The sequence below is a fragment of the Micromonospora ferruginea genome (genome assembly GCF_013694245.2).
Classification (GTDB): Bacteria; Actinomycetota; Actinomycetes; order Mycobacteriales; family Micromonosporaceae; genus Micromonospora; species Micromonospora robiginosa.
The window spans coordinates 4939822-4961115 of sequence record NZ_CP059322.2 but is presented as its reverse complement, the minus strand read 5'-3'; the positions used below and the strand labels follow the sequence as shown (position 1 = coordinate 4961115).

The window sequence follows — 21294 nt, the reverse complement described above, 5'->3', positions numbered from 1 at the left end:
TGATGGTTCGCCTACGATGCCCGGGGAGCCGCACCGGGAGGGCAGCATGGCCGACTTCACCGTGGACCCGGACGACGTCCGCATCCATGGCCGGACGCTGGGCGGCACCGTCGCCGAGGACTACGCGCAGCAGGCGCAGGAGATCGCCCGGGACAGCGTCATCGACCCGCCCGGATTCGGCATCGCCCTGTCGCCGGTCGAGGCGCTCTACATCCAGCGCGTCGAGTTCCTGGTCGGCGACGTGCGCGGCGCGGCCGACGTGTGCCGGCAGATCGGCGCGAAACTCGGCCAGGTCGCCGACCAGTACCAACGCGCCGAGGACCTGCACGTCGGCGGGTTCGGCGGCACACCGGTGCCGACCGGTGGGTTCGGCGACGCGTACGGCCGCACCGGGGTGGCGCAACTCGTCACCGACCCGGGCACGCTCGGCGCCGCCGCCACCGTCGGCGCCTCGATCACGCTGGCCGAGATCGGCGGGATCCTGGGCGGCATGGCGGCCTGCGCCGCGCTCTGCCCCACCTTCGTCATCGGTCTGGCCGGCGCCGCGCTCTTCGTGGCCAACCCGGTCGGCATCGCGCAGGCCGGCGCCGACCTGATGCGCCACGGCGACCAGCTCCAGAAGGCGTTGAACGCCAACTTCGACAAGATCTGCTCGGCGGCCACCGGCACCTGGAAGGGCGAGGGCAAGGACAGCTTCGTCATCATGGCCACCAAGCTCAAGGCGCACCTGGACGAGCTCGGCGCGTACATCCGGACGCTCGGTGAGGCGCTGCACTCCCTGGAGATCGCCCTCGGCGGCCTGTGGATCGCCCTGGGCGCGATGACCGTGCCGTTCCTGACCTGGCTGATCGCCATGCGCGCCGCTGAGCTGGTGCCCGGCGCCGCCGTCGTCCTCGAACCCGTCATCGAGGCCACCGGCGCGGTCGTGGCCGGCTCGGTCACCACCATGGTGGCGGCGGTGAGCGCGCTGGGTGGGCTGGCCCTGGCGCTCATCAACGGTCTCGCCAAGGACTTCCTCAAGCTGATGACGCTGCCGGACGACGGCGCGGCCGGCACCCCCGACCTGACCGAGTTCCGCGTCGGCGAGAACTTCGCCTGAGCCGCGGGAGAGGAGACGCCGTGATCGACCCGGACGCCCGACGCCGCATCGAGGGCATGGCCGAGCAGGCCAACCAGTTCGCCGCCACCCTCACCGACCTGACCGGCGAGGGCAGCGACGACGCGGGACTGGTGCGGGCGACGTGCGCCGCCAGCGGTCGCCTCGTCGACATCGAGCTGGCCGCGGAGACCCGCCGGATGCAGACGTACGAGCTGCGCGAGGCGATCCTCGCCGCCACCGGCCGGGCCGCCGACTCGGCCGCCGCCGAGCTGGCCGAGGTGGTGGCGCAGATGACCGGCAGCGCCGACGTGTACGGCAGCGACGCCGTCCGCCAAGCCCGCGAACAGGTGGCCCGGTACCAGCGACTCGTCGACGCGCAGCGGGCCAAGCTCGAACAGCTGCACGGCGACCTCGGCCGGTCATGAGCCCGGCGACCGCGGAACTGCGCCTGCGCCGGCCGCTGCTGCGGGTGCTCGGCGCGCTGCGACCGGTCCGCGCCGGCTACCGGATGAGCCCGGCGACCGTGTTCGTGCTGCTCGCCTTCGCCGCCGTCGCGTTCGTGCTGCTCGTCGTCGCCGGCGCGCCGCTGGCCCGGCACGGCTCGGCACTGCCGTACGTCCTCGCGTTCCTGGTGGCGGCGGTGATCGCGCTGCCGTACCCGGTCCTGACCGTCGCCGCCGGCACCTGGTACGGCTACGGCGCCGGACACCCGATGCTCTCGGTCGGCGACGGGGAGGTCCGGGGTCGACTGCGCGGCGTGTGGGCCGACGAACTCGGTGCCGCCGACCCGGCCGATCCGTCCTGGTGGGACGTGCGGCTGCCGATCGGCGCGCTCACCGGCGTGCGGGTGGAACGCGACCGGCCCGGGGCCCCGGTCCTCGTCCTCGACCTGCCGTCCGATGCGGCGGCGGCACTGCTCGCCGGCGGGGACACCGGCAGGCTGGCTCGACACTGGAACGAGCGGGTGGGCAGTCCGGCGGCCTGGCAGGTCGGCATCTACGCCGGCCGGCTCCGCCGCGAACGGCAGCTCCGCGCCCTGCTCGCGGCGCTCGAGGTGTAAGGCGGGGGCCCCGCTTAACGCTTTCGGTATAGGCGGGGCCCCCTTTTAACACTCAGGAGAACAGTGGACGGGTTGATCTGGCGGGAGCTGGGTGAGGTGGACCTGCCGGCGCTGGGCGGGCTGGCCGAGGCGGCCCTCGCCGTGGACGGCGGGCTGCCGCTGCTCACCACCCCGGCGCTGCTGCGGGCGCGACTGCTCCAGCCGCGTACCGTCGGGGCCTGGCACGGCGGTGACCTGGTCGCGGCCGTGAGCGTCGGCGCGGAGCGGGCCCCGGCCACCGCCACCGGGCTGGTGCATCCGGCCTGGCGCGGGCGGGGGATCGGCGCCGGGCTGCTGGACCGGGCCGAGTCGGCGGCGGCCGGCGCGGACCTGCTGCTCACCACCGAGACGTGGACCGCCGGTGCGGAGGCGCTGTTCACCGCGCGCGGATACACCCGGACGTTCCTGGAATGGGTGCTGCGGCACGACCTCGACGCGCTGCCCGAGGTGGCCGCGCCGGACGGCGTCACCGTGACGGCGGCCACGCTCGGGCCGGAGCTGTTCGACGCCTACCGCGCCTCGTTCGCGGACCGGCCCGGGTTCGTCGAGCCGGCAGCGGACGAGTGGCTGGGCGACCTGCGCGACGACGAGGACTACCGGCCGGAGCTGTCGCTGATCGCGCACGGGCCGGACGGCGACACCGCCGGATTCGTCACCGTGCTCGGCGACTGGATCGACCAGGTCGGCGTGGTGCCCGGCTGGCGCGGCCGGCGGGTCGGCGCGTACCTGGTGACGCGCGTGCTGCGCGGGCTCGCCGAGGCGGGCGCGGACGCCGCGTGGCTCTGCGTCAACGACGACAACCCGGCAGCGCGGCTGTACCGCCGGCTCGGGTTCCGCGACGCCGGCCGTCGCGCCCGCTACCTGCGCCACTGACCGGCGGCCGTCCGACCGAGGCCGCCTACAAAACTTGACGACATGGATGGGTCAGCGGCGTCGGAGCCAGGGCGCGTCACCCCGCCCGCTTCCACCCGGGCGCTGAGCTGGGCCAGCACCCGGGCGGCGGTGCGCGCGAAAATTGGCGCCCGCGGTGCAGGAAGGTATCGCCGATCGTGCGAGATCTTGGTACGAATCGGCCCCTCGGCGGGCCATTTCGTACCAAGATCTACGCGGTGTCCATGAGGTGGGACGCCGATCTCTCTTGGTGGATGGCTACGCCCGCGCGGCGAGTCGTGTCTGCCATCAGCTCCAAAGGGAACGGGTGCGGCATCATCCCGGGTGCCGGCGCCCGGCGTCGGGGGGTGTTGTGAACGCCGCTGACGTGGTCTTATGTCGGGACGACGACGTCATCGACCCGCAGCTTTGACAACCCCGCGTCGGTATTCCTCCATGCCTCTCGAAAGGTGCAGCGATGCACAGGAAACCGACCATCCACCTGGCAGTGCTCGCCGCTGCCGCCGCCACGTTCCTCACCGCCGGCGGCGGACCGGCCACCGCCTCCGCCGCCCCGACGACGGCGGCGACCTGCGCGCCGGGCGCCGACACGCACAGCGCCGCCCGGGTCAGCGCGGGCGCCACCGCCCAGGAACCGGAGCTCTACTCCAAGAACGAGGCGAACGCCTACGGCGTGATCAAGGACTCCCCGCGCCTGGCCAACGGCAGCGTCACCGTGCCGACGGTCTTCCACATGGTCTCCGACCACGAGCTGAGCGCGGCCGAGAAGGCCCGGTGGAACACGCTGATCGCGGCGCAGATGACCGTGCTCAACGACTCGTACGCCGGCCGGACCGCGGCCGACGCCTCGGACACGCCGTTCCGGTTCTCGCTCGTCGACACCACCTGGACCGTGAACAGCGCCTGGTACACGGTGGTGCCGGGCAAGAACGAGCGGGACATGAAGAAGGCGCTCTACACCGGTGACTCCCGCACGCTCAACGTCTACGCGGCGAACATCGGCGGCGGGCTGCTCGGCTGGGCGTACTTCCCGAAGGGCTACAACAACGGCCGCGACTACATCGACGGCGTGGTGATGCTCGACGAGTCGATGCCCGGCGGCACGGCCGGCAAGTACGCGCTCGGCGACACGCTCACCCACGAGGTGGGGCACTGGCTGATGCTGGAGCACACGTTCGCGCACGGATGCTCCGCCTCCGGCGACTTCGTCGCCGACACGCCGCGTGAGGCGGCGCCGCAGTTCAACTGCCCGGTCGGCGCGGACACCTGCACCGCACCCGGGCTCGACCCGATCCACAACTTCATGGACTACACGCAGGACTCCTGCATGAACATGTTCACCCCGGGTCAGGCCGACCGGATGAGCGACGCCTGGGTCGCGTTCCGCGCCAGCGGCAAGGGCTGACCGAGAGGCCGGGCGGGTCGCACGACAGCGGCCCGCCCGGCGTCCGCGCCGGTCAGTCGACGCTCGGCAGCGAAGGGCCGAGGACGTCGTCGGCGTCCACGATGGTGTACGCGTACCCCTGCTCGGCGAGGAAACGCTGCCGGTGCGCGGCGTACTCGGTGTCGATCGTGTCCCGGGACACCACCGTGTAGAAGTGCGCCTGCCGGCCGTCGGCCTTCGGCCGGAGCACCCGGCCCAGCCGCTGCGCCTCCTCCTGCCGCGAGCCGAACGTGCCGGACACCTGGATCGCCACCGCCGCCTCCGGCAGGTCGATCGAGAAGTTCCCCACCTTCGAGATCACCAGCGTGCGGATCTCGCCGGAGCGGAACGCGTCGAACAGCCGCTCCCGCTCCTTGTTCGTGGTGGAACCCTGCACGATCGGAGCGTCCAGGTATTCGCCGAGCTGGTGCAACTGGTCGAGGAAGCCACCGATGACGAGGACCTGCTCGGCAGGGTGGCGTTCCACCAGCGCGCGGACCACCGGCAGCTTGGTGCGGGCGGTCGCCGCCATCCGGTAGCGCTCCTCCGCCTCCGCCGTCGCGTACGCCAGTCGCTCCGCGTCGGTCAGCGTCACCCGTACCTCGGTGCACTCGGCCGGGGCGATCCAGCCCTGCTGCTCGATGTCCTTCCACGGCGCGTCGTACCGCTTCGGGCCGATCAGGCTGAACACGTCGCCCTCGCGGCCGTCCTCGCGTACCAGCGTCGCGGTGAGGCCGAGCCGGCGGCGGGCCTGGAGGTCCGCCGTGAAGCGGAAGATCGGCGCGGGCAGCAGGTGCACCTCGTCGTAGACGACCAGGCCCCAGTCGCGGGCGCCGAACAGGTCCAGGTGGGTGAACGCGCCGCCGCGCCGCGAGGTGAGCACCTGGTACGTGGCGATGGTGACCGGGCGGATCTCCTTGCGCTCGCCCGAGTACTCGCCGATCTCCTCCTCGGTCAGCGACGTGCGGGCGATCAGCTCCCGCTTCCACTGCCGGCCGGCGACCGTGTTCGTCACCAGGATCAGCGTGGTCGCCTTCGCCTCCGCCATCGCCGCGGCGCCGACCAGCGTCTTTCCGGCGCCGCAGGGCAGCACCACCACGCCGGACCCGCCGGCCCAGAACGCCTCCACCGCCTCCCGCTGGTACGACCGCAGTGTCCACGGCTTGCCGCCGTCCGCACCGGACTCGGCCAGCTCGATCGGGTGTGCCTCGCCGTCCACGTAGCCGGCCAGGTCCTCCGCCGGCCAGCCCAGCTTCAGCAGCGCCTGCTTGAGCCGGCCCCGCTCGGACGGGTGCACCGCGATCGTGTCGTCGTCGAGTTTCGCGCCGAGCATGCCGGCGAGCTTCTTGCTCTTCGCCACCTCGATCAGCACCACCCGGTCCAGGGCGCGCAGCACCAGCCCGTGCGCCGGGTCGTTGGCGAGCTGGAGGCGGCCGTACCGGTCCATCGTCTCGGCCACGTCCACCAGCAGGCCGTGCGGCACCGGGTAGCGCGAATACTTGATCAGGGAGTCGACCACGCCCTCGGCGTCGTGCCCGGCGGCCCGCGCGTTCCACAGGCCCAGCGGGGTGAGCCGGTAGGTGTGCACGTGCTCGGGCGAGCGCTCCAGCTCGGCGAAGGGCGCGATGGCCATCCGGCACGCCTGCGCGTCGGGGTGGTCGATCTCCAGCAGCAGCGTCTTGTCCGACTGCACGATCAGTGGTCCACCGCTCACGCCAGCGTCCTCTCGTATCGCCCGGAATCTCTGCCCGCACCACATCTGACCTGCCGAAGGCGGACCATCCAGTGTTACACGCCGGGGACGGTCCGAAAAAAGTCTCGCTGGACAGGCAACGTCATACTCACCCCACACGTCTAGCAAGCGGGACAACTGACCAGGAGGGCCCATGAAGCGTGTCCGGTTCTTCGCCCGGGTCGCCGGCCTGGCGGTCGTCGTGCTGGTCGGCGTCGGCGCGTGCGCGCTCGATCCGCAGACGGAGGGCGCCGGGGGCACCACCCCCGCGCCGGTCGGGCTGACGGAGGGAGCATCGGGGGCGAGCGCGCCGCCCACGTCCGAGCGGCCGGCGACGTCCCCGTCGGCGCAGCCGAGCCGGACGGCCACGCCGAAACCCTCCCGGTCGCCGTCGGCGACCACCTCACCGAAACCCCGGGCCACGCCGAAGCCGAGCCGGTCCGCCGGGTGCCCGCAGGGGGAGCACCAGCGGGCCGTGGAGAGCTACCTGAGTCGGCTGGGCGGTTTCGGGACGCTGAGCGTGGACGGTGCGCAGTCCGCCGCCGACTGCGCCGCGATCAAGAAATTCCAGACCCGGTACGGCATCAGCCCGGCCTCCGGGCGCGCCGGCCCCACCACGTACGACGTGGCGAAGCGGCTGGCCGGCACCGACGTGTCGCGCTGCCGGGCCGGTTCCCGCCTCACCTTCTGCGTCGACCTGACCCGGCAGACCGTGTGGGCGATGCGCGGCGGCAAGGTGGTGCTCGGCCCGACGGTCACCCGCACCGGCATGTCCGGGTACGCCACCCCGGCCGGCACCTACTCCGTCGGCGGCCGGAACCTGCGCGAGTGGTCCAACCCGTACGAGGTGTGGTTGCCCTACTGGCAGCAGTTCAACGGCGGGATCGGCTTCCACGAGACCACCACCTACCTGCACAACGGCGCGATCGGCTCGCACGGCTGCGTCAACCTGCTGCACCGCGACGCGGTGCGCCTCTGGGAGCTGGGCTCGATCGGCACCCGCGTCGTGGTGATCGGCCGCCGCCCGGGCACCTGAGCCGGCCCCGGCCCCACCGCCCCCGCCGGTGCCCGTGACCGGACCGTCCGGATCAGGGTTTTAACCCCTGTCCGCGCGGTTCGGTCGGTGCCACTCTGGAAGCCGGGTCCACCACGGGGCGGGGAGGGGCTGGCATGACCGTCGATCAGGACGTGCTTCCCGAGGACGAGCGTACGCAGCAGCACCAGGTCTCCACGGCGGCGATGGTCGGCTACGCGGTCGCCGCCGTGGGCGTGTTCGGTTGGTTCCTGTTCGGGCTGCTGGTGCAGCGTCAGGGCTTCGTCGACTCGGTCGGCGAGTCCGCCGGCGCGGCGTTCGCGCTGCTGCTGGCCGTCTCGGTGATCGGCACGCTGCGGCGCAACGGGGAATGACGGTCACTCCTCCAGCACGGCCGCCGTGATCCGGTGCAGCGCGAAGGTGTGCAGCATCTCGGTGCGGTCGTCCTCGGCGCGCAGGTAGCCCGCGCCGATCGAGACCGGCCGGACCAGTCGGGACGCGGTCGCCCCGTGCGCGTCGACGTAGCCCACCCAGACCAGCGCCTTGTCGCGTACCGCCTGCTGGAGCACGGCCAGCGCGTCGCCGTGCCCGCTCACCGGCGTCGGGCCGGTGGTCGCCGACCCGCCGCGGACCACCGCCGGGGCCCGCCGCGCCGCCCGGGCCGCCGCGTCGCCCCGGCGGATCTGCTCCACCACGCCGAGCAGGCGGGGCATCGGCAGCCTCGGGGTGGCCAGCGGGTCCACCACGCGGCCGGTGACCGGCGTCCGGGCCGGCGCGCGCCGGGTCTTCGGCCGGGCCAGCACCGTCGCGCCGCTGGCGTCCTCGGGGACCGGCGCGTAGCCGGCGTCGCGCAACGCGAGCAGCATCCGGTTGACCTGGTACGGGGTGACCAGCACCGTCGGGGCCAGCCGGCGGAACGCCAGCGACTCCAGCCGCCGGTCCGCCTGCACCTCGGTGAGCAGCGCCTCGTCGTCGCTGCGCACGTAGCCGCCGGCCGAGCCGACCCGCAGCCCGCCGTGCTTGCGGGCCACGTCGTCCACCAGGTAGCTCAGCCCTTGCGGCACCGGGGTCCGGGACCGGCGGCGGAACAACGCGTGCAGGTCGTCGGCGGTGTAGCCGGCGTCCAGGGCCCGCCGGATGCTCGCCGTGGTGACCCGGTGCACGCTCGCCCCGCCCGCCGACTCGTGCTCGGCCACCACGTCCAGCTCGGCGGCGAGCGCCGGGTCGGGCGGGCCGGGCACCACCACGCTCAGGTCGGCCTGCACGAGCACGTGGTCGACCGGGGCGGGGAGCAGCCCGTCGAGCGCGCGTACCGCGGTGGACGGGTCACCCGACTCGGCGTCGGAGCGCAACCCGAGCGGGTCGTCGCCCCGCTCGTCGGCGTCGGTCAGCTCGGCCAGCAGCAGCCGCCCGTACGAGGTGAGCGCGCCCAGCCCGGTCACGCCCAGCCGGGCCGCCTCGGCCAGCACCTCGCGGTGCGCCGTCTCCCGCCCCCGGGCCCGTCGCGGGGCCCGCCAGTCCAGCAGCTCCAACACCTCGTCGGGGGTCGGCGCGGTGCCCTGCGGCAGGTCGGCCAGCACGGCGAGGACCGCCCGGCGGGCGGTGGGCGCGCCCGCGCGTTCCGCCTCGGGCGAGAGCACCGAGATTGGCCGGTCCCGGTCGTCCCGCTGGCCGACCAGGCCCACCTGGCGGGGCATCGCCAGCCACGCCCGGGCGAGCTGCTCCCAGCGTTGGGCCAGCGACGCCGCGCGCCACACCTCGTACCCGCCGGTGGGCAGGATCTGCTGGTCGCCGCCGTAGCGGGTGGTGGCCGCCCCGGTCAGCTCCAGCTCCCCGGTCAGCCCCGCCGCGTACGCCACCTCGAAGATCAGCGCGGTGGTCGGCTCGTCCAGGCCCAGACCGCGGGCGAGCCGGCGCAGGTCCCGCACCCCGACGCCGCCGGACCGCAGCAGCGGCGCCGGTTCGAGGACCAGCGCCTCCAGCAGCGCCTCGGTGTAGCGGACCACCTCCATGGTCTGCCCGGCGCCGGCCGAGTCGACGGCCTTGACCTCGCGGGGCGGGCCGGACACCACCGGCGGGCCGGTGTGCAGCGGGCCGAGCGGTCCGGCGTCGCGGCGCAGCACCAGCCCCACCTCGCGGGGCAGTTCGACCGTGCCGTGCGGGCCGCCGGACATCCGCACCAGCAGGTGGTGCTCGACCAGCCAGCGGATCGGGGAGCCGGTGGGCGCGCCGCCGTTGACCAGGTCGGGCGGGAGCACGTCCTCGGCGCCGGTGGCGGGCGCCTCCAGCGCGCCCGGCGCGACCGTGCCGACCGGCGGCCCGGCGGCGAGCCGGTCCAGGACCGCCCGGGCCGAGGGCGGCGCGGCGAGCAGCGTCCGCCGCAGCTTCGCCGGGTCCGCGCAGAGGGCCGCCGCGAGGGCGTCCAGCTCGGCCGCCGGTCGGCCCAGCCCCGCCGGGTACGGGGAGACCTCGTCGACGCCGCCCACGACGTGCAGGTCGTGCTCGGCGCCGTACAGCAGGAACCGGGCCCGGAGCCGGTCGATCGCGGCGCGGACCGCGGTCGGGGCGGGCGGGTGCGGCCCGGCGGTGGCCATGGCGAGGATCTGGTCGGTTGAGGTGGCGCCCTCGGGGCCGCGGGTGAGCCGGGCGGCGTCGAGGACCTGCAGGGTGAACTGGTCCAGCCCGTCGAGCGCCCGGGCCACGGAGACCCGGGACTGGGCGCGCAGGGCGAGGGCGGACACATCGGCCGGCACCGGCACGACGAGGTCCGGCCGCAGTTGGAGCAGGGCGGCCAGCGAGTCGTCGGGGAGGGCCCGCAGGTGGTCGGCGAGTGAGGTGGTCATCGTCGTACCACGCTAGCCCGCTGGGTAGGTTCTCGGCATGTCTCCGCTGATGGTCGGCTTCGACCTCGACATGACCCTGGTCGACTCCCGCCCCGGCATCGCGGCCGCCTACCGGGCGTTGACCGAGCGTACGGGCGTGCCGGTGGACGCGGACCTGGCCGTGTCCCGGCTGGGCCCGCCGCTGCGTACCGAGCTGGCGCACTGGTTCCCGCCGGAACGGATCGAGGAGGCGGTGACGCTCTACCGGGAGCTGTATCCGGCGTACGCGATCACCCCGACGGTGCCGATGCCGGGCGCGGAGGCCGCGGTGCGTGCGGTGCACGAGCGCGGTGGGCGGGTGATGGTGGTGACCTCCAAGATCGGGCGGTTGGCGAAGCTGCACCTGGACCACCTGGGGTTGGCGGTCGACGAGTTGGCCGGGGACCTGTTCGCCGAAGAGAAGGCGACCGCGCTGCGGGCGCACGGCGCGACGCTCTACGTGGGCGACCACGTGGCCGACATGGCCGCGGCGCGGGCGGCCGGAATCCCGGGCGTGGGAGTGGCGACCGGCCCGTGTCCGGCGGCGGAGTTGAGCGCGGCCGGCGCGTATCAGGTACTTAATGATCTTGTCGAATTCCCACGGGCGGTCGACCGGATCATCGGGCTAGCCTTGGAGGGGTAGACGGTTCGAGTGGAGCGGGGTTCGACAGGTGCCGACGGGTCGAGTGAAGTGGTACGACGCGGCCAAGGGATACGGGTTCGTCACCAGTGACGAGGGTGGCGACGTGTTCCTGCCCAAGGGCGCGCTACCGGCGGGTGTCGCCGACCTCAAGGGTGGCCAGCGGGTCGATTTCAGCGTGGTGGACAGCCGGCGGGGCGCCCAGGCCATGGGGGTCAAGCTGCTGGAGGCACCGCCGTCCGTGGCGGAGCTGCGTCGCCGGCCGGCCGAGGAACTGCACGGCCTGGTCGAAGACATGATCAAGGTGCTGGAGGCGAAGGTGCAGCCGGACCTGCGCCGGGGTCGCTTCCCGGACCGCAAGGCCGCGCAGAAGATCGCTCAGCTGGTCCACGCGGTGGCGCGCGAGCTGGAGGTCTGAGGGACGAGCCCGGCGTCGGCGGCCCGGCCCAGCAGCGCCTCCACGGCGGCGAAGCCGGCCTCACCCAGGTCGGCGGTGAACTCGTTGACGTAGAGGCCGATGTGCCGGTCCACCACGTCGGGCTCCATCTCCTGCGCGTGCGCGAGGACGTACCCGCGGCTCGCCTCCGGGTCGGCCCAGGCCTGCCGCACCGACTCGCGGATCCACCCGGCGGCCTCGACCGGGTCGACCGTGCCGCGGCGGGCCAGGATCGCGCCGAGCGGGATCGGCAACCCGGTGTCGCCCTCCCACCACTCGCCCAGGTCGACCAGGGCGGTCAGCCCGTGCCGGGGGTAGGTGAAGCGGGCCTCGTGGATCACCAGGCCGGCGTCGTACCAGCCGGCCGCCACCCCCGGCATGATCTCGTGGAACGGCACCACCTCGATCCGCGCCGGTGCCTGGTCCGCGGCCCAGAGCCGGAACAGCAGGTACGCCGTGGTCCGCTCGCCCGGCACCGCCACGGTCGCGCCGGACAGGTCGACCCGGTCGCCCCGGGTCAGCACCAGCGGGCCGCAGCCCCGGCCCAGCGCACCCCCGCAGGGCAGCAGGTGGTAGTCGTCGAGCAGCCACGGCAGCGCCGCGTAGCTGACCTTCACCAGGTCGAACGCGCCCCGCTCGGCGGCGGTGTTGGTGACGTCCACGTCCGCGTAGGTCACCTCGACGGCCGGCGCCCCGGGCACCCGCCCGTGCACCAGCGCGTCGAAGACGAACGTGTCGTTCGGACAGGGGGAAATCGCCAGGGAGAGCGCCACGCCTCCACCGTAACGCCGCCCGCCGCGCCACCCGCCACCCCGGCTGCCGAGGTGTGAGCTGTCACCGGTCGGCGTCGCCGCCCTGATCCCCGCACGCTGCCAGGCCGGCGCGAAGGTCGGCGCCGAGTGCCTTTCGAGCTGACATCAGAAACGACTCAGCCTGCCCGCCTCGGTCCGCCGTCCACCCGGCTCTACCGTCGCGTCTGCCGACCGACCCGGTTCGTCCGCCGCTCGGTCGGCCGGACTCGGGTTCGGAGATCCGCCCGCTCGCCCCTCTCGGAGGCGGGAGATCCGCCCGATCGTGGCGACATCACCACCGACTCAGCTCCAAAGGCACTCGACTGTCCACACCCGGTCCCGCGACGACGTCGATGTCCACAGGGTTATCCACAGGTAGGCGGGATCTGTTGAGGAACGCGCCCCAGCACCGTGACCATGGGGTGGTGGCTGACGCGACATCACCGATCGATCCGGAGCTCGACCTGGGCGACCTGCTGCGGCGACTGCGGCGGCGTGCTGATCTGAGCCAGCGCGAGCTGGCGGAGCGGGCGGGTCTCGCCCAGTCCGCAGTGGCGCGGATCGAGTCCGGTCGGGCGACGGATCCGCGCTACCGCACCGTCGAGCGGCTGGTGCGGGCAGCTGGCGCCGGGATTCGCGTCAAGGTGGAGCCCGTACCCGACACGCGGGCGACGGCGCCGACCGAGCCGATGCCAGAGTCGATGCCAAGGCCGATGCCAAGGCCGGAGCCAGGCGCGGTGCCCCATGACGACATGCGCGACCAGGCGGGCCGCCGCTACCCGGCCCACCTCGACGTCTGGGAGGTGCGCGAGCCCCGGGACTGGCCGGGTGCGTGGTGGGCCGAGTGGTACACGTTGCCGCCGCGGTCGTGGCCGTTGCCCGTGCCGCCCGCGAGCTACCGCCTGAACCGGGATAGCCGGGACGAGCGCCGGGAACGTGCGCGGGCCCGGAGGTCGGTGATCGTGCGGCGGGTGACCGGTCCGACCGTGCCGGCCACGGCGCGATCGCCGCGAGCCGTGGCCCGGTCTGCGTCCGGGCGCTGACCCGGTCGCCGGGAATCGACTTCCTGCGCGCGTGCGGGTTCGGCGTCGAGCTGAGCCGGCCGGCGGCGATGCGGTTCGACCAGACGGTCAGCGGAGCGCGGCAGCGGCGGTGGTGAGCGCGGCGAACGCCTCGCGCATGCGCCACGCGTCGCGGTCGCGCGGGCCGATCGGGTTGGAGACGGTACGCAGCTCGGCGAAGGGCACGTCGGCCTGGGCGGCGGCGACGGCCACGCCGTACCCCTCCATGGCCTCGGCCACGGCGTCCGGGTGCCGGTCGGCGAGGGCGGCGGTGCTCGCGGCGGTGCCGGTCACCGTGCTGACCGTCAGCACCGTGCCGACGGTGGCCGCCGGCAGGGCGGCGCGCAGGGCGACCAGCAGGGTCGGGTCGGCGGGCACGCGGCGGCCGACGCCCAGCAGCTCGGGGGCCATGCCCAACTCCTCGACCGGGACGAAGCCGGCCGGCGACTCGGCGCCGACGTCGGCGGCGACGCTGTGGTCGGCCAGCACCGTGCCACCCACCGCGACCCGGCCGACGAAGCCGCCGGCGATGCCGGCGCTGACCACCGCCCGGTAGGGCCGGCCGGCCGCCTCGGCCAGCGCCAGCAGCCGGGCCGTGGCGGCGGCCGCGACGGCCGGGCCGACGCCGACCGGTCGTACCGTCACGGTCGGGTCGGTGAGGCCGGCCCGGACCGCCTCGGCCTCGGCGGGCACCGCCGTGACCACCAGCAGACCGCTCACGCCACCGGCCCCCGGGGGTCGCGCCGGTTCTCGTCCTCGGCCGTGCCGGGGCCGCCGACCGACGAGGAGGGACGGTAGATGTGGAAGCCGGGCGGTGCGAGGTCGTCGTCGTTCGGCGCCGGCCTGTCGACGCGTTGCGGCGCCGGTGAGGTGGGCGCCGGGTCGTCGAACGAGGTGACCGGCGGCTCCGGGAACGAGGTCGCCGCCGGCTCCCGCGCGGGGCCCGCCGGGTCGCGGGTCAGCTCGTCGTCGCCCACGGGGTGGCCGCTGGTCAGCTCGTCGTCGCCCACGGGGCGGCCGATCAACTGCTCGCCGCGCAGGCGGCTGGCGACCAGGACCCCGCGCAGGGCCACCAGCGCGGCCACGCCGGCGGCCACCGCCACCCCGATCAGGCCGGTGAACGGCACCAGCCCGAGCCCGCCGCCGGCCACGAACGCGAGCATCAGGGCGGTCTCCGAGTGCGCGAAGGAACTGGCCCGCAGCCGCTCCGGGATCCGCTCCTGGATCGAGGCGTCCACCGCCAGCTTGGCGATCCCGCTCATCAGCGCGGCCACCAGGCAGAGCAGCGCCACCATGGGCAGCGAGAACTTGATCGCGGCGAGCAGCGCCACGCCGGCCACGATGATCGTGCCGCTGGACTGGATCGCGGTCGGCCGGTGGATCCGCAGCCGGGTGCCGAGCGCGGTGGCCAGGAACGTGCCCACCGCCAGCGCGCCGCCGACCAGGCCCAGCGCGGCCTGGGCGCTCAGCTCGCGGCCGAAGAAGTCGGTGGTCAGGTCGCCGGCCTTGATGGCGAAGGCGAGGAAGAGCAGCAGGAAGCCGTAGAGCCCGCGCAGCGCCGCGGCGCCGATCAGCGTGGCGATCACCAGGCGACCGGCGGGACGGCCCCGGCCCAGCGGGCGCTCGCCGTCGCGGCGGCGCATCGCGCGCAGCGGGTGCGGCATCCGCTCCGGCGGCTCCGAGTCGGCCTTCGGCGGCAACCGGAGCGCGATCACCATGCCGAGCAGGAAGATCACCGAGGCGACCCGGAGCGGCCACTGCGGCCCGAGCCAGAACGCGGCGAGCCCGATCGGGGCGACCAGCGCCCCGGCCACCGTGCCGTAGACGCTGGCCCGCGCGCCGACCTGGGACAACCCGAGCCCGTCGGGGAGCAGCCTCGGCACCGCCGCGGACCGGGCCACCCCGTAGGCGCGGGAGAGCGCGAGCACCCCGAACGCCGCCGGATAGAGCCCGAGCCCGCCCATGTAGTCGGAGATCAGCCAGGCCAGGAACGCCCGGCCGAGCATGGTGGTGGCCAGGGCGTACCGGCGGCCGTGGCGGAAGTGGTCGAGCAGCGGGCCGACCACCGGGGCGAGCATGGCGAACGGAACCATGGTCACCAGCAGGTAGAGCGCCACCTTGTTGCGGGCCTCACCCAGCGGGACGTCGAAGAAGATCGTCCCGGCCAGGCCGATGGCGATCAGCGTGTCCCCGGCGCAGGAGAGCGCGTGCAGGTCGAACAGGCGGACCATGCCCACCTCGTTGCCGGCGCTGCGGGCCCGGGCGGTGCCGGCCCGGCGGGTCATCCAGCGCCCGCCGTGCAGCGACCCCCGCAGCAGCAGCCGGGTGGCGCGGATTCCGGTGCCGACGGTCCGCCCGAGGAAGGAGCGGCCGGAGCGGGAGGACAGCGCCATGTGTCCCATCCTCACCCATCCGCTCCCCGCGCGCCGCATCACCCGGAGAGAACCCGCCGACGGGCATGGGGAACAATGGAATGGTGACCAGGCCCGTATCCGCCCGCGCTCCCCGGCTCGACCAGGTCTGCGCCGCCGCCGTCGAGGTGGCCCGCGACGCCATCACCGAGGTGGAGCCGACCGACGTCGGCGACCATCTCCAGGCCGTCGCCGAGGGCGACCGGGTCGTCACCCACTACTTCGAGTGCCGGATGGCCGGCTACCGCGGCTGGCGCTGGGCCGTCACGGTGACCCGGGTGGCCCGCAGCAAGCACGTCACGATCTGCGAGACCGTCCTGCTGCCCGGCCCGGACGCGCTGCTCGCCCCCGGCTGGGTGCCCTGGCAGGAGCGGCTGCAGCCCGGCGACCTCGGTCCCGGTGACCTGCTGACCACCTCGGCGGACGACGAGCGGCTCGCCCCGGGCTACCTGCTCTCCGACGATCCGGCCGTCGAGGAGACCGCCTGGGAGCTGGGCCTCGGCCGGGCCCGGGTGCTGTCCCGGGAGGGACGCGCCGACACCGCCCAGCGCTGGTACGACGGCGACCACGGTCCGGACGCCGCCATCTCGACCGCCGCGCCGGCCGCCGCCCGCTGCGGGAGCTGCGGGTTCTACCTGCCGCTGGCCGGCTCGCTGCGGCAGTCCTTCGGGGCGTGCGGAAACTTCTTCGCCCCCGACGACGGCCGAGTGGTGAGCGCCGACCACGGCTGCGGCGCGCACTCGGAGACGCTCGTCAGTGCGGTCGAGACGCCCGTCGACGAACTGCCCACGGTCTACGACGACAGCGCAGTCGAGGCGATGTCGGTCAGCCGCGCGCCGGGTTCGGTGGAGTCGACCGAGCCGGCGGAGCCGTACGGCCACTCCTGACCGGTCAGGGCTGACGCGGGGCGGCCGCCCGGCGGCGGCGCCGGTTGGCGTCGTGCCGCATCATCGTGGCCAGGCCGGGAAAGCCCCACAGAAAACCGGCGAGGCAGGTCCAGAGCCAGTTCTGGTGGCCGTGCGCGGTGAGCCAGTCGCGGAAGAAGACCAGCAGCACCAGGCCGGCCACCGCCCAGGCGATCAGCCCGGCGACGGCGAACGGCACCATCGGCGGGTCGAGCGGCTCGGGCCGCGGCTGTTGCTCCTGGGGCACCGGACCAGCGTACGTGATCGTCCTTCCCTGTCCGCCGGGTGATCTGGCACGATGCGCGCGACGAGACCGGTCGATCAACCAGATGAGGACCCGATGTCCATTGCCCCGCCGGCGGACCACGGCACACCGCCCGATCCCGCGCACCCGCGCAACGCGTTCGACCGCTACTTCGAGATCTCCGCCCGCAGGTCGACGACCGGACGGGAGATCCGCGGCGGCTTCGCCACGTTCTTCACGATGGCGTACATCGTGGTGTTGAACCCGCTGATCCTCGGCGGTGCGGAGGACGCGGACGGCCGTACCCTGGCCATCCCGGCGCTGGCCGCGGCGACCGCGCTGGTCGCGGGCCTGATGACCATCCTGATGGGGGTGGTGGCCCGGTTCCCGATCGCGCTGGCCGCCGGGCTGGGCGTGAACGCGCTCGTCGCGTTCGAGATCGCGCCGCAGATGACCTGGGCGGACGCGATGGGCCTGGTGGTGATCGAGGGTGTGCTGATCGGCATCCTGGTGCTCACCGGCCTGCGGACCGCGGTGTTCCGTTCGGTGCCGACGCAGCTCAAGACCGCGATCGGCGTCGGCATCGGGCTGTTCCTGACCATCATCGGCCTGGTCGACGCCGGGTTCGTCCGGCGGGTGCCGGACGCGGCGAACTCCACCGTGCCGGTCGGGCTGGGCATCAACGGCAAGATCGTCAGTTGGCCGATGCTGGTGTTCGTGGTGGGCCTGCTGGTCACCGTGGTGCTGGTGGTACGCCGGGTCCGCGGCGCGATCCTGATCGGCATCCTGGCCTCCACCGTGCTGGCCGTGGTGGTCGAGGCGATCGGCAACATCGGCCCGTCGTTCGTCGACGGGAAGCCGAACCCGAAGGGCTGGGCGCTCAACGTGCCCGAGTTGCCGAAGCAGGTGGTGGACCTGCCGGACCTGTCGCTGCTGGGCAACTTCAACGTGCTGGACTCGTGGACCCGGGTGGGCTGGCTGGTCCCGCTGATGTTCGTCTTCACGCTGCTGATCACGGACTTCTTCGACACCATGGGCACGATGGTCGCGATCGGCCAGGAGGGGGACATGCTCGACGAGCAGGGCACCCCGCCGCGGGCCAAGGAGATCCTGCTGGTCGACTCGATCGCCGCCGCCGCGGGTGGCGCGGCGTCGGTGTCGAGCAACACGTCGTACATCGAGAGTGCGGCCGGTGTCGGTGAGGGTGCCCGGACCGGGGTGGCCAACCTGGTCACCGGCGTGTTGTTCCTGCTGGCCATGTTCCTGGCGCCGCTGTCGGCGATCGTGCCGTTCGAGGCCGCGTCGACCGCGCTGGTGGTGGTCGGCTTCCTGATGATGACGGCGGTCCGGACCATCGACTGGACCGACTACGAGATCGCGATCCCGGCGTTCCTCACCATCGTGCTGATGCCGTTCACCTACTCGATCTCGAACGGCATCGGGGCGGGCGTGATCAGCTACGTGCTGGTGAAGCTGGCGAAGGGCAAGGCCAGGGAGGTCCACCCCCTGCTGTACGGCGTGGCCGCGCTCTTCGTCCTCTACTTCCTGCGCGGGCCGATCGAGTCCGTGCTGCTCTGACGCTGGTGAGCCTGGTCATAACGCATGTCGTTAGCCAGGCTCATTAGTTAGGCTAACTAGTGTGACGGAGCGGACGGTGACGGCGAAACGCGTGCCACCGGCGCAGTTGGCCCCCCAACTGCGAGATGCGATCACCCGGCTCAACCGGCGGGTCCGACAGGCCCGACCGGTCGGCGACCTCACGGTCACCCAGCTGTCGGCGCTCACCAGCCTCAACCTGGCGGGCGCCCTCACGCCACGGGAACTGGCCGACGTGGAACGGGTGCAGCCACCGACGATGACCAAGATCGTCGCGAAGTTGGAGGAGCGCGGCCTCGTGCAGCGCACCCCCCACCCGACCGACGGACGGCAGGTCATCCTGGCGGCGACCGAAGGGGGACGGGCCGTGCTCGAGCAGTTCGAGCGGGCCCGAAACGAATGGCTGGCCAGCCGGCTGGCCGCGCTCACCGAAGAGGAACGCGACACGCTGCGGCGGGCCGCGGACATCCTCCAGGGGATCGCACGCGCCTGACCCGGGTCGCGCGGTCCGCTTCGTCCGTTGTGGATGAGGCGTACCCGACCCGAGGAGGCGCACCTAGAGTGCAGGCCAAGCTGAGCACGATGTTCCAGTCCCTACGAGTCCGCAACTATCGACTCTTCGCCACCGGACAGCTGATCAAACTGATCGGCGTCTGGATGATGTTCATCGCCCAGGACTGGCTCGTCCTCGAGCTCAGCGACAACTCCGCGACCGCCCTCGGCGTGGTCACCGCGTTGCAGTTCACCCCCGTACTCCTGCTCACGCTGCTCTCCGGCCGCCTCGCCGACCGGTACGACAAGCGGATGCTGCTCTTCGTCGCCAACGCGTTCTGGACCGTCCTGGCGCTCGGCATGAGCCTGCTCGTCGTCACCGGCGTGGTGCAGCTCTGGCACGTCTTCGCATTCGCCGCCCTGCTCGGCGTCGCCAACGCGGTGGAGACCCCGGTGCGACAGGCGTTCGTCTCCGAGCTGGTCGGCGTACCGCTGCTGCCGAACGCGCTCTCGCTCAACGCGGCGGTGTTCAACTCCGCCCGGATCGTCGGCCCCGCCGTCGCCGGCCTCGCCATCGCCGCGTTCGACGTCGGCCCGGTCTTCATGTTCACCGCGCTCAGCTCGGTCGCCCCGCTGGTCAACGTGGTGCGGATGCGCCCGGCCGAACTGCACCGCAAGGACCTGCCGCCGGCCGGCGAACGCGACCAGGCCCGGGTGGTGGACGGCCTGCGCTACGTCGCCCGCCGCCCCGACCTGCTGCTGCCCATGGTCGTCATGTCGGTGATCGGGATGAGCCTGTTCAACTTCCAGCTCACCCTCGCCGCGCTGGCCAAGACCGTGTTCCAGACCGGCGCCGCCTCGTTCGGACTGTTCAGCACCGCGCTGGCGGTCGGCGCGCTGGTCGGCGCGCTCGCCGGGACCGGCCGGCGCAGCCGGCCCTCGGTGTGGCTGGTGCTCGGCGCCGCGATCGGCTGCGCCAGCTTCGGCACGCTGGTCGGGCTCGCGCCCGCGTACTGGCTGGTGGCGACGCTGCTGCTGCCCACCGGGTTCTTCATGGTCTTCTTCGCCCAGGCCGCCAACCAGCGGGTGCAGCTCGGCGTCGACGCGTCCTTCCGGGGACGGGTGATGGCGCTTTGGGTGCTGGTGTTCCTGGGGACGAACCCGGTCGGTGCGCCGATCATCGGGTGGGTCGCCGAGCGGTACGGCGCCGGCGCGAGCATCTGGATCGGTGGCCTGATCTCGCTGGCCGCCGCGCTGCTGGCGCTCACCTGGCAACTGCGCCGCTCCGGCGCGCGGCTGCGGATGCGGGTGCTGCCGATGCCCCGCTTCTACGTGGTGTCCGCCTCGCACGAGTGAAAGGCGGGGGCCCCGGTTAACGCATTCCGCATAGCCGGGGGCCCCGCTTAACACCCGGGTCTGTTTTGGCAAACGGGTGGCGGGTGGGTGCGGCAGGGCTTAGCTTCGATGTGTGGGACTGGGGCAGGGGCTGCTGCTGGCGCTGGCGATCCTCGCCGTCTGCTGCCTGCCCGCCCTCTTCGCGCTGGTCTTCTGCGCCGACGAGATCATCGACCGCGTCGCCTGCGGCTGGGCCGAGTGGCGGGAACGCCGCCGCGAGCGCCGCACCATCGCCCGGCTCGACCGGGCCATCGAGGCCGAGGCGCTGACCCGCGACATCGACCTCACCCAGTTCGAGCGGGAGGGCCGCCGCCCGCTGGAGCAACTCGCCACCGACCTGCGCCGGCTCGGCGGCCACCGGCTGGCTGCCGCCGACCGCTCGGTGGTGTGGCACGGCGCGGTCATCGAGGCGTACGACGAGCGGCTGCGCGCCGCCTGCCACGCCCTCGGCATCGCCGAGCACCTGGCCGAGCTGGACGGCGTCGACCGGGAGATCGAACGGGTACGCGTCGAAGGGCTGCTGCACGCCGCCGGGCTGACCCTGCCGGCCGCCCGGGCGGCGCACCACCAGCGGCACCGCTGACCGGGTGCCGCTCTTCGCGGCGGTCTACCCGCCCGCGGCGGCGGTCGCCGATCTGGTGGCGCGGGTCGCCGAGCTACGGATCGACGCGCGGCTGGCCGATCCGGCCCACCTCCACCTCACGCTGGCCTTCCTCGGCGAGGTGCCGGATGACCGGCTGGTCGAGGTGGAGGGCGCGCTGGGGCTGGCCGCGGAGTCCTTCCGGGACGGCCGGGGCAGCTCGCCGCGGCTGCGACTCGGTGGCGGGGGCAGCTTCGGCCAGGGGCGGTCCACGGTGCTGTGGGTGGACGTCGGGGGTGAGCCGGACGCGCTGGGCACGCTCGCCCGGCTGGTACGCGACGGGTTGCGCCGGGCCGAGCTGCCGCACGACGACAAGCCGTTCCGGGCCCACCTGACCATCGCGCGTCCCGGCGATCGCGTCGACCCCGCCGATGTGCGGGCCGACCGGGAGGCGTTGCACGGGTACGCCGGCCCGGACTGGTCGGCCGACGAGCTGGTGCTGGTCCGCAGCCACCTCGGCCGCCCGGCGCGCTACACCCGCCTCGCCGCCTGGCCGCTCTGACGCCTGTTAACCGGGGCCCCCTCCTATGCGGAATGCGTTAAGC

At 73.6% G+C, this 21294-nt stretch carries 22 protein-coding genes; 16 read left to right on the top strand and 6 right to left on the bottom strand.

Annotation, left to right across the window (positions count from 1 at the left end):
• Positions 1 to 16: 16 nt before the first annotated feature.
• From H1D33_RS21765 to H1D33_RS21745, 5 genes are all read left to right on the top strand, one after another.
• Positions 17 to 1099, top strand: a complete 1083-nt coding sequence (locus tag H1D33_RS21765; RefSeq protein ID WP_181571391.1) for a hypothetical protein — start codon at positions 17 to 19, stop codon at positions 1097 to 1099.
• 20 nt (positions 1100 to 1119) lie between these two features.
• The gene (locus H1D33_RS21760; RefSeq protein ID WP_181571392.1) at positions 1120 to 1524 is read left to right on the top strand and encodes a YbaB/EbfC family nucleoid-associated protein; all 405 of its coding nucleotides are present in this window, start codon (positions 1120 to 1122) and stop codon (positions 1522 to 1524) included.
• The gene (locus H1D33_RS21755) at positions 1521 to 2159 is read left to right on the top strand and encodes a hypothetical protein (RefSeq protein WP_181571393.1); all 639 of its coding nucleotides are present in this window, start codon (positions 1521 to 1523) and stop codon (positions 2157 to 2159) included. Before H1D33_RS21760 ends, H1D33_RS21755 begins: the two co-directional genes overlap by 4 nt.
• Positions 2160 to 2222: 63 nt before the next feature.
• Positions 2223 to 3071: a GNAT family N-acetyltransferase gene (locus H1D33_RS21750; RefSeq protein WP_181571394.1), complete on the top strand. Its 849-nt coding sequence runs from the start codon at positions 2223 to 2225 to the stop codon at positions 3069 to 3071.
• A 475-nt stretch (positions 3072 to 3546) separates the two neighbouring features.
• Positions 3547 to 4494 carry a zinc metalloprotease gene (locus H1D33_RS21745; RefSeq protein ID WP_181571395.1) on the top strand — a complete coding sequence of 316 codons (948 nt, stop codon included), beginning with the start codon at positions 3547 to 3549 and terminating at the stop codon, positions 4492 to 4494.
• A 52-nt stretch (positions 4495 to 4546) separates the two neighbouring features.
• Here the strand turns inward: H1D33_RS21745 and H1D33_RS21740 are convergent, their stop codons facing one another.
• Positions 4547 to 6226: a DNA repair helicase XPB gene (locus tag H1D33_RS21740; protein ID WP_181571396.1), complete on the bottom strand. Its 1680-nt coding sequence runs from the start codon at positions 6224 to 6226 to the stop codon at positions 4547 to 4549.
• A gap of 172 nt (positions 6227 to 6398) precedes the next feature.
• Here H1D33_RS21740 and H1D33_RS21735 point away from each other — a divergent pair, with 172 nt between their 5' ends.
• Together H1D33_RS21735 and H1D33_RS21730 are read left to right on the top strand one after the other, a co-directional pair.
• Positions 6399 to 7280, top strand: coding sequence for a L,D-transpeptidase family protein (locus H1D33_RS21735; protein WP_181571397.1), 882 nt, complete (start codon positions 6399 to 6401; stop codon positions 7278 to 7280).
• Positions 7281 to 7414: 134 nt separating this feature from the next.
• Positions 7415 to 7651: a hypothetical protein gene (locus H1D33_RS21730; RefSeq protein ID WP_181571398.1), complete on the top strand. Its 237-nt coding sequence runs from the start codon at positions 7415 to 7417 to the stop codon at positions 7649 to 7651.
• A 3-nt stretch (positions 7652 to 7654) separates the two neighbouring features.
• Here the strand turns inward: H1D33_RS21730 and H1D33_RS21725 are convergent, their stop codons facing one another.
• Positions 7655 to 10120: a helicase-associated domain-containing protein gene (locus H1D33_RS21725; RefSeq protein WP_181571399.1), complete on the bottom strand. Its 2466-nt coding sequence runs from the start codon at positions 10118 to 10120 to the stop codon at positions 7655 to 7657.
• Positions 10121 to 10157: 37 nt separating this feature from the next.
• On the opposite strand from H1D33_RS21725, the gene H1D33_RS21720 reads away from it, so the two are divergent.
• Complete coding sequence (locus H1D33_RS21720; protein ID WP_181571400.1) at positions 10158 to 10781, top strand: HAD family hydrolase; 624 nt, start codon at positions 10158 to 10160, stop codon at positions 10779 to 10781.
• 28 nt (positions 10782 to 10809) lie between these two features.
• Entirely contained in the window at positions 10810 to 11196 is a 387-nt protein-coding gene (locus tag H1D33_RS21715; protein ID WP_073826071.1) for a cold-shock protein, read from the top strand.
• On the opposite strand, the gene H1D33_RS21710 is transcribed toward H1D33_RS21715, so the two are convergent.
• Positions 11157 to 11987, bottom strand: coding sequence for a 1,4-dihydroxy-6-naphtoate synthase (locus H1D33_RS21710; RefSeq protein ID WP_181571401.1), 831 nt, complete (start codon positions 11985 to 11987; stop codon positions 11157 to 11159). The genes H1D33_RS21715 and H1D33_RS21710 overlap by 40 nt on opposite strands.
• Positions 11988 to 12430: 443 nt before the next feature.
• Between H1D33_RS21710 and H1D33_RS21705 the strand changes: the two genes are divergently transcribed.
• Positions 12431 to 13048 (top strand): helix-turn-helix domain-containing protein, encoded by a 618-nt coding sequence (locus H1D33_RS21705; protein ID WP_246411943.1) that lies wholly within the window; start codon positions 12431 to 12433, stop codon positions 13046 to 13048.
• An 87-nt stretch (positions 13049 to 13135) separates the two neighbouring features.
• On the opposite strand, the gene H1D33_RS21700 is transcribed toward H1D33_RS21705, so the two are convergent.
• Both H1D33_RS21700 and H1D33_RS21695 read right to left on the bottom strand, forming a co-directional pair.
• On the bottom strand, positions 13136 to 13786 hold the full coding sequence (locus H1D33_RS21700; RefSeq protein ID WP_181571403.1) for a futalosine hydrolase: 651 nt from the start codon (positions 13784 to 13786) through the stop codon (positions 13136 to 13138).
• Positions 13783 to 15459 (bottom strand): MFS transporter, encoded by a 1677-nt coding sequence (locus H1D33_RS21695; protein WP_181571404.1) that lies wholly within the window; start codon positions 15457 to 15459, stop codon positions 13783 to 13785. Before H1D33_RS21695 ends, H1D33_RS21700 begins: the two co-directional genes overlap by 4 nt.
• A 65-nt stretch (positions 15460 to 15524) precedes the next feature.
• On the opposite strand from H1D33_RS21695, the gene H1D33_RS21690 reads away from it, so the two are divergent.
• Complete coding sequence (locus H1D33_RS21690; protein WP_181571405.1) at positions 15525 to 16364, top strand: DUF3027 domain-containing protein; 840 nt, start codon at positions 15525 to 15527, stop codon at positions 16362 to 16364.
• Positions 16365 to 16368: 4 nt separating this feature from the next.
• Here H1D33_RS21690 and H1D33_RS21685 read toward each other — a convergent pair whose 3' ends face one another.
• Entirely contained in the window at positions 16369 to 16584 is a 216-nt protein-coding gene (locus H1D33_RS21685; RefSeq protein ID WP_414685549.1) for a DUF2530 domain-containing protein, read from the bottom strand.
• A 138-nt stretch (positions 16585 to 16722) separates the two neighbouring features.
• Between H1D33_RS21685 and H1D33_RS21680 the strand changes: the two genes are divergently transcribed.
• The 5 genes from H1D33_RS21680 (at position 16723) to thpR (ending at position 21251) form a co-directional block, all read left to right on the top strand.
• Positions 16723 to 18204, top strand: a complete 1482-nt coding sequence (locus H1D33_RS21680; RefSeq protein ID WP_414685431.1) for an NCS2 family permease — start codon at positions 16723 to 16725, stop codon at positions 18202 to 18204.
• A 61-nt stretch (positions 18205 to 18265) separates the two neighbouring features.
• The gene (locus H1D33_RS21675) at positions 18266 to 18715 is read left to right on the top strand and encodes a MarR family winged helix-turn-helix transcriptional regulator (protein WP_181571408.1); all 450 of its coding nucleotides are present in this window, start codon (positions 18266 to 18268) and stop codon (positions 18713 to 18715) included.
• 68 nt (positions 18716 to 18783) lie between these two features.
• Entirely contained in the window at positions 18784 to 20070 is a 1287-nt protein-coding gene (locus tag H1D33_RS21670; RefSeq protein WP_181571409.1) for an MFS transporter, read from the top strand.
• Between the two features lie 112 nt (positions 20071 to 20182).
• The gene (locus tag H1D33_RS21665) at positions 20183 to 20692 is read left to right on the top strand and encodes a hypothetical protein (RefSeq protein WP_181571410.1); all 510 of its coding nucleotides are present in this window, start codon (positions 20183 to 20185) and stop codon (positions 20690 to 20692) included.
• Positions 20693 to 20696: 4 nt separating this feature from the next.
• Entirely contained in the window at positions 20697 to 21251 is a 555-nt protein-coding gene (gene thpR, locus H1D33_RS21660) for an RNA 2',3'-cyclic phosphodiesterase (RefSeq protein ID WP_181571411.1), read from the top strand.
• Positions 21252 to 21294: the final 43 nt, after the last annotated feature.

Coding starts and splice junctions, on each gene's coding strand:
- H1D33_RS21765 (WP_181571391.1), top strand. CDS start 17: ATGCCCGGGGAGCCGCACCGGGAGGGCAGCATGGCCGACTTCACCGTG.
- H1D33_RS21755 (WP_181571393.1), top strand. CDS start 1,521: ATGAGCCCGGCGACCGCGGAACTGCGCCTGCGCCGGCCGCTGCTGCGG.
- H1D33_RS21745 (WP_181571395.1), top strand. CDS start 3,547: ATGCACAGGAAACCGACCATCCACCTGGCAGTGCTCGCCGCTGCCGCC.
- H1D33_RS21735 (WP_181571397.1), top strand. CDS start 6,399: ATGAAGCGTGTCCGGTTCTTCGCCCGGGTCGCCGGCCTGGCGGTCGTC.
- H1D33_RS21730 (WP_181571398.1), top strand. CDS start 7,415: ATGACCGTCGATCAGGACGTGCTTCCCGAGGACGAGCGTACGCAGCAG.
- H1D33_RS21725 (WP_181571399.1), bottom strand. CDS start 10,120: ATGACCACCTCACTCGCCGACCACCTGCGGGCCCTCCCCGACGACTCG.
- H1D33_RS21720 (WP_181571400.1), top strand. CDS start 10,158: ATGTCTCCGCTGATGGTCGGCTTCGACCTCGACATGACCCTGGTCGAC.
- H1D33_RS21695 (WP_181571404.1), bottom strand. CDS start 15,459: ATGGCGCTGTCCTCCCGCTCCGGCCGCTCCTTCCTCGGGCGGACCGTC.
- H1D33_RS21690 (WP_181571405.1), top strand. CDS start 15,525: ATGGGGAACAATGGAATGGTGACCAGGCCCGTATCCGCCCGCGCTCCC.
- H1D33_RS21685 (WP_414685549.1), bottom strand. CDS start 16,584: ATGGTGCCGTTCGCCGTCGCCGGGCTGATCGCCTGGGCGGTGGCCGGC.
- H1D33_RS21680 (WP_414685431.1), top strand. CDS start 16,723: ATGTCCATTGCCCCGCCGGCGGACCACGGCACACCGCCCGATCCCGCG.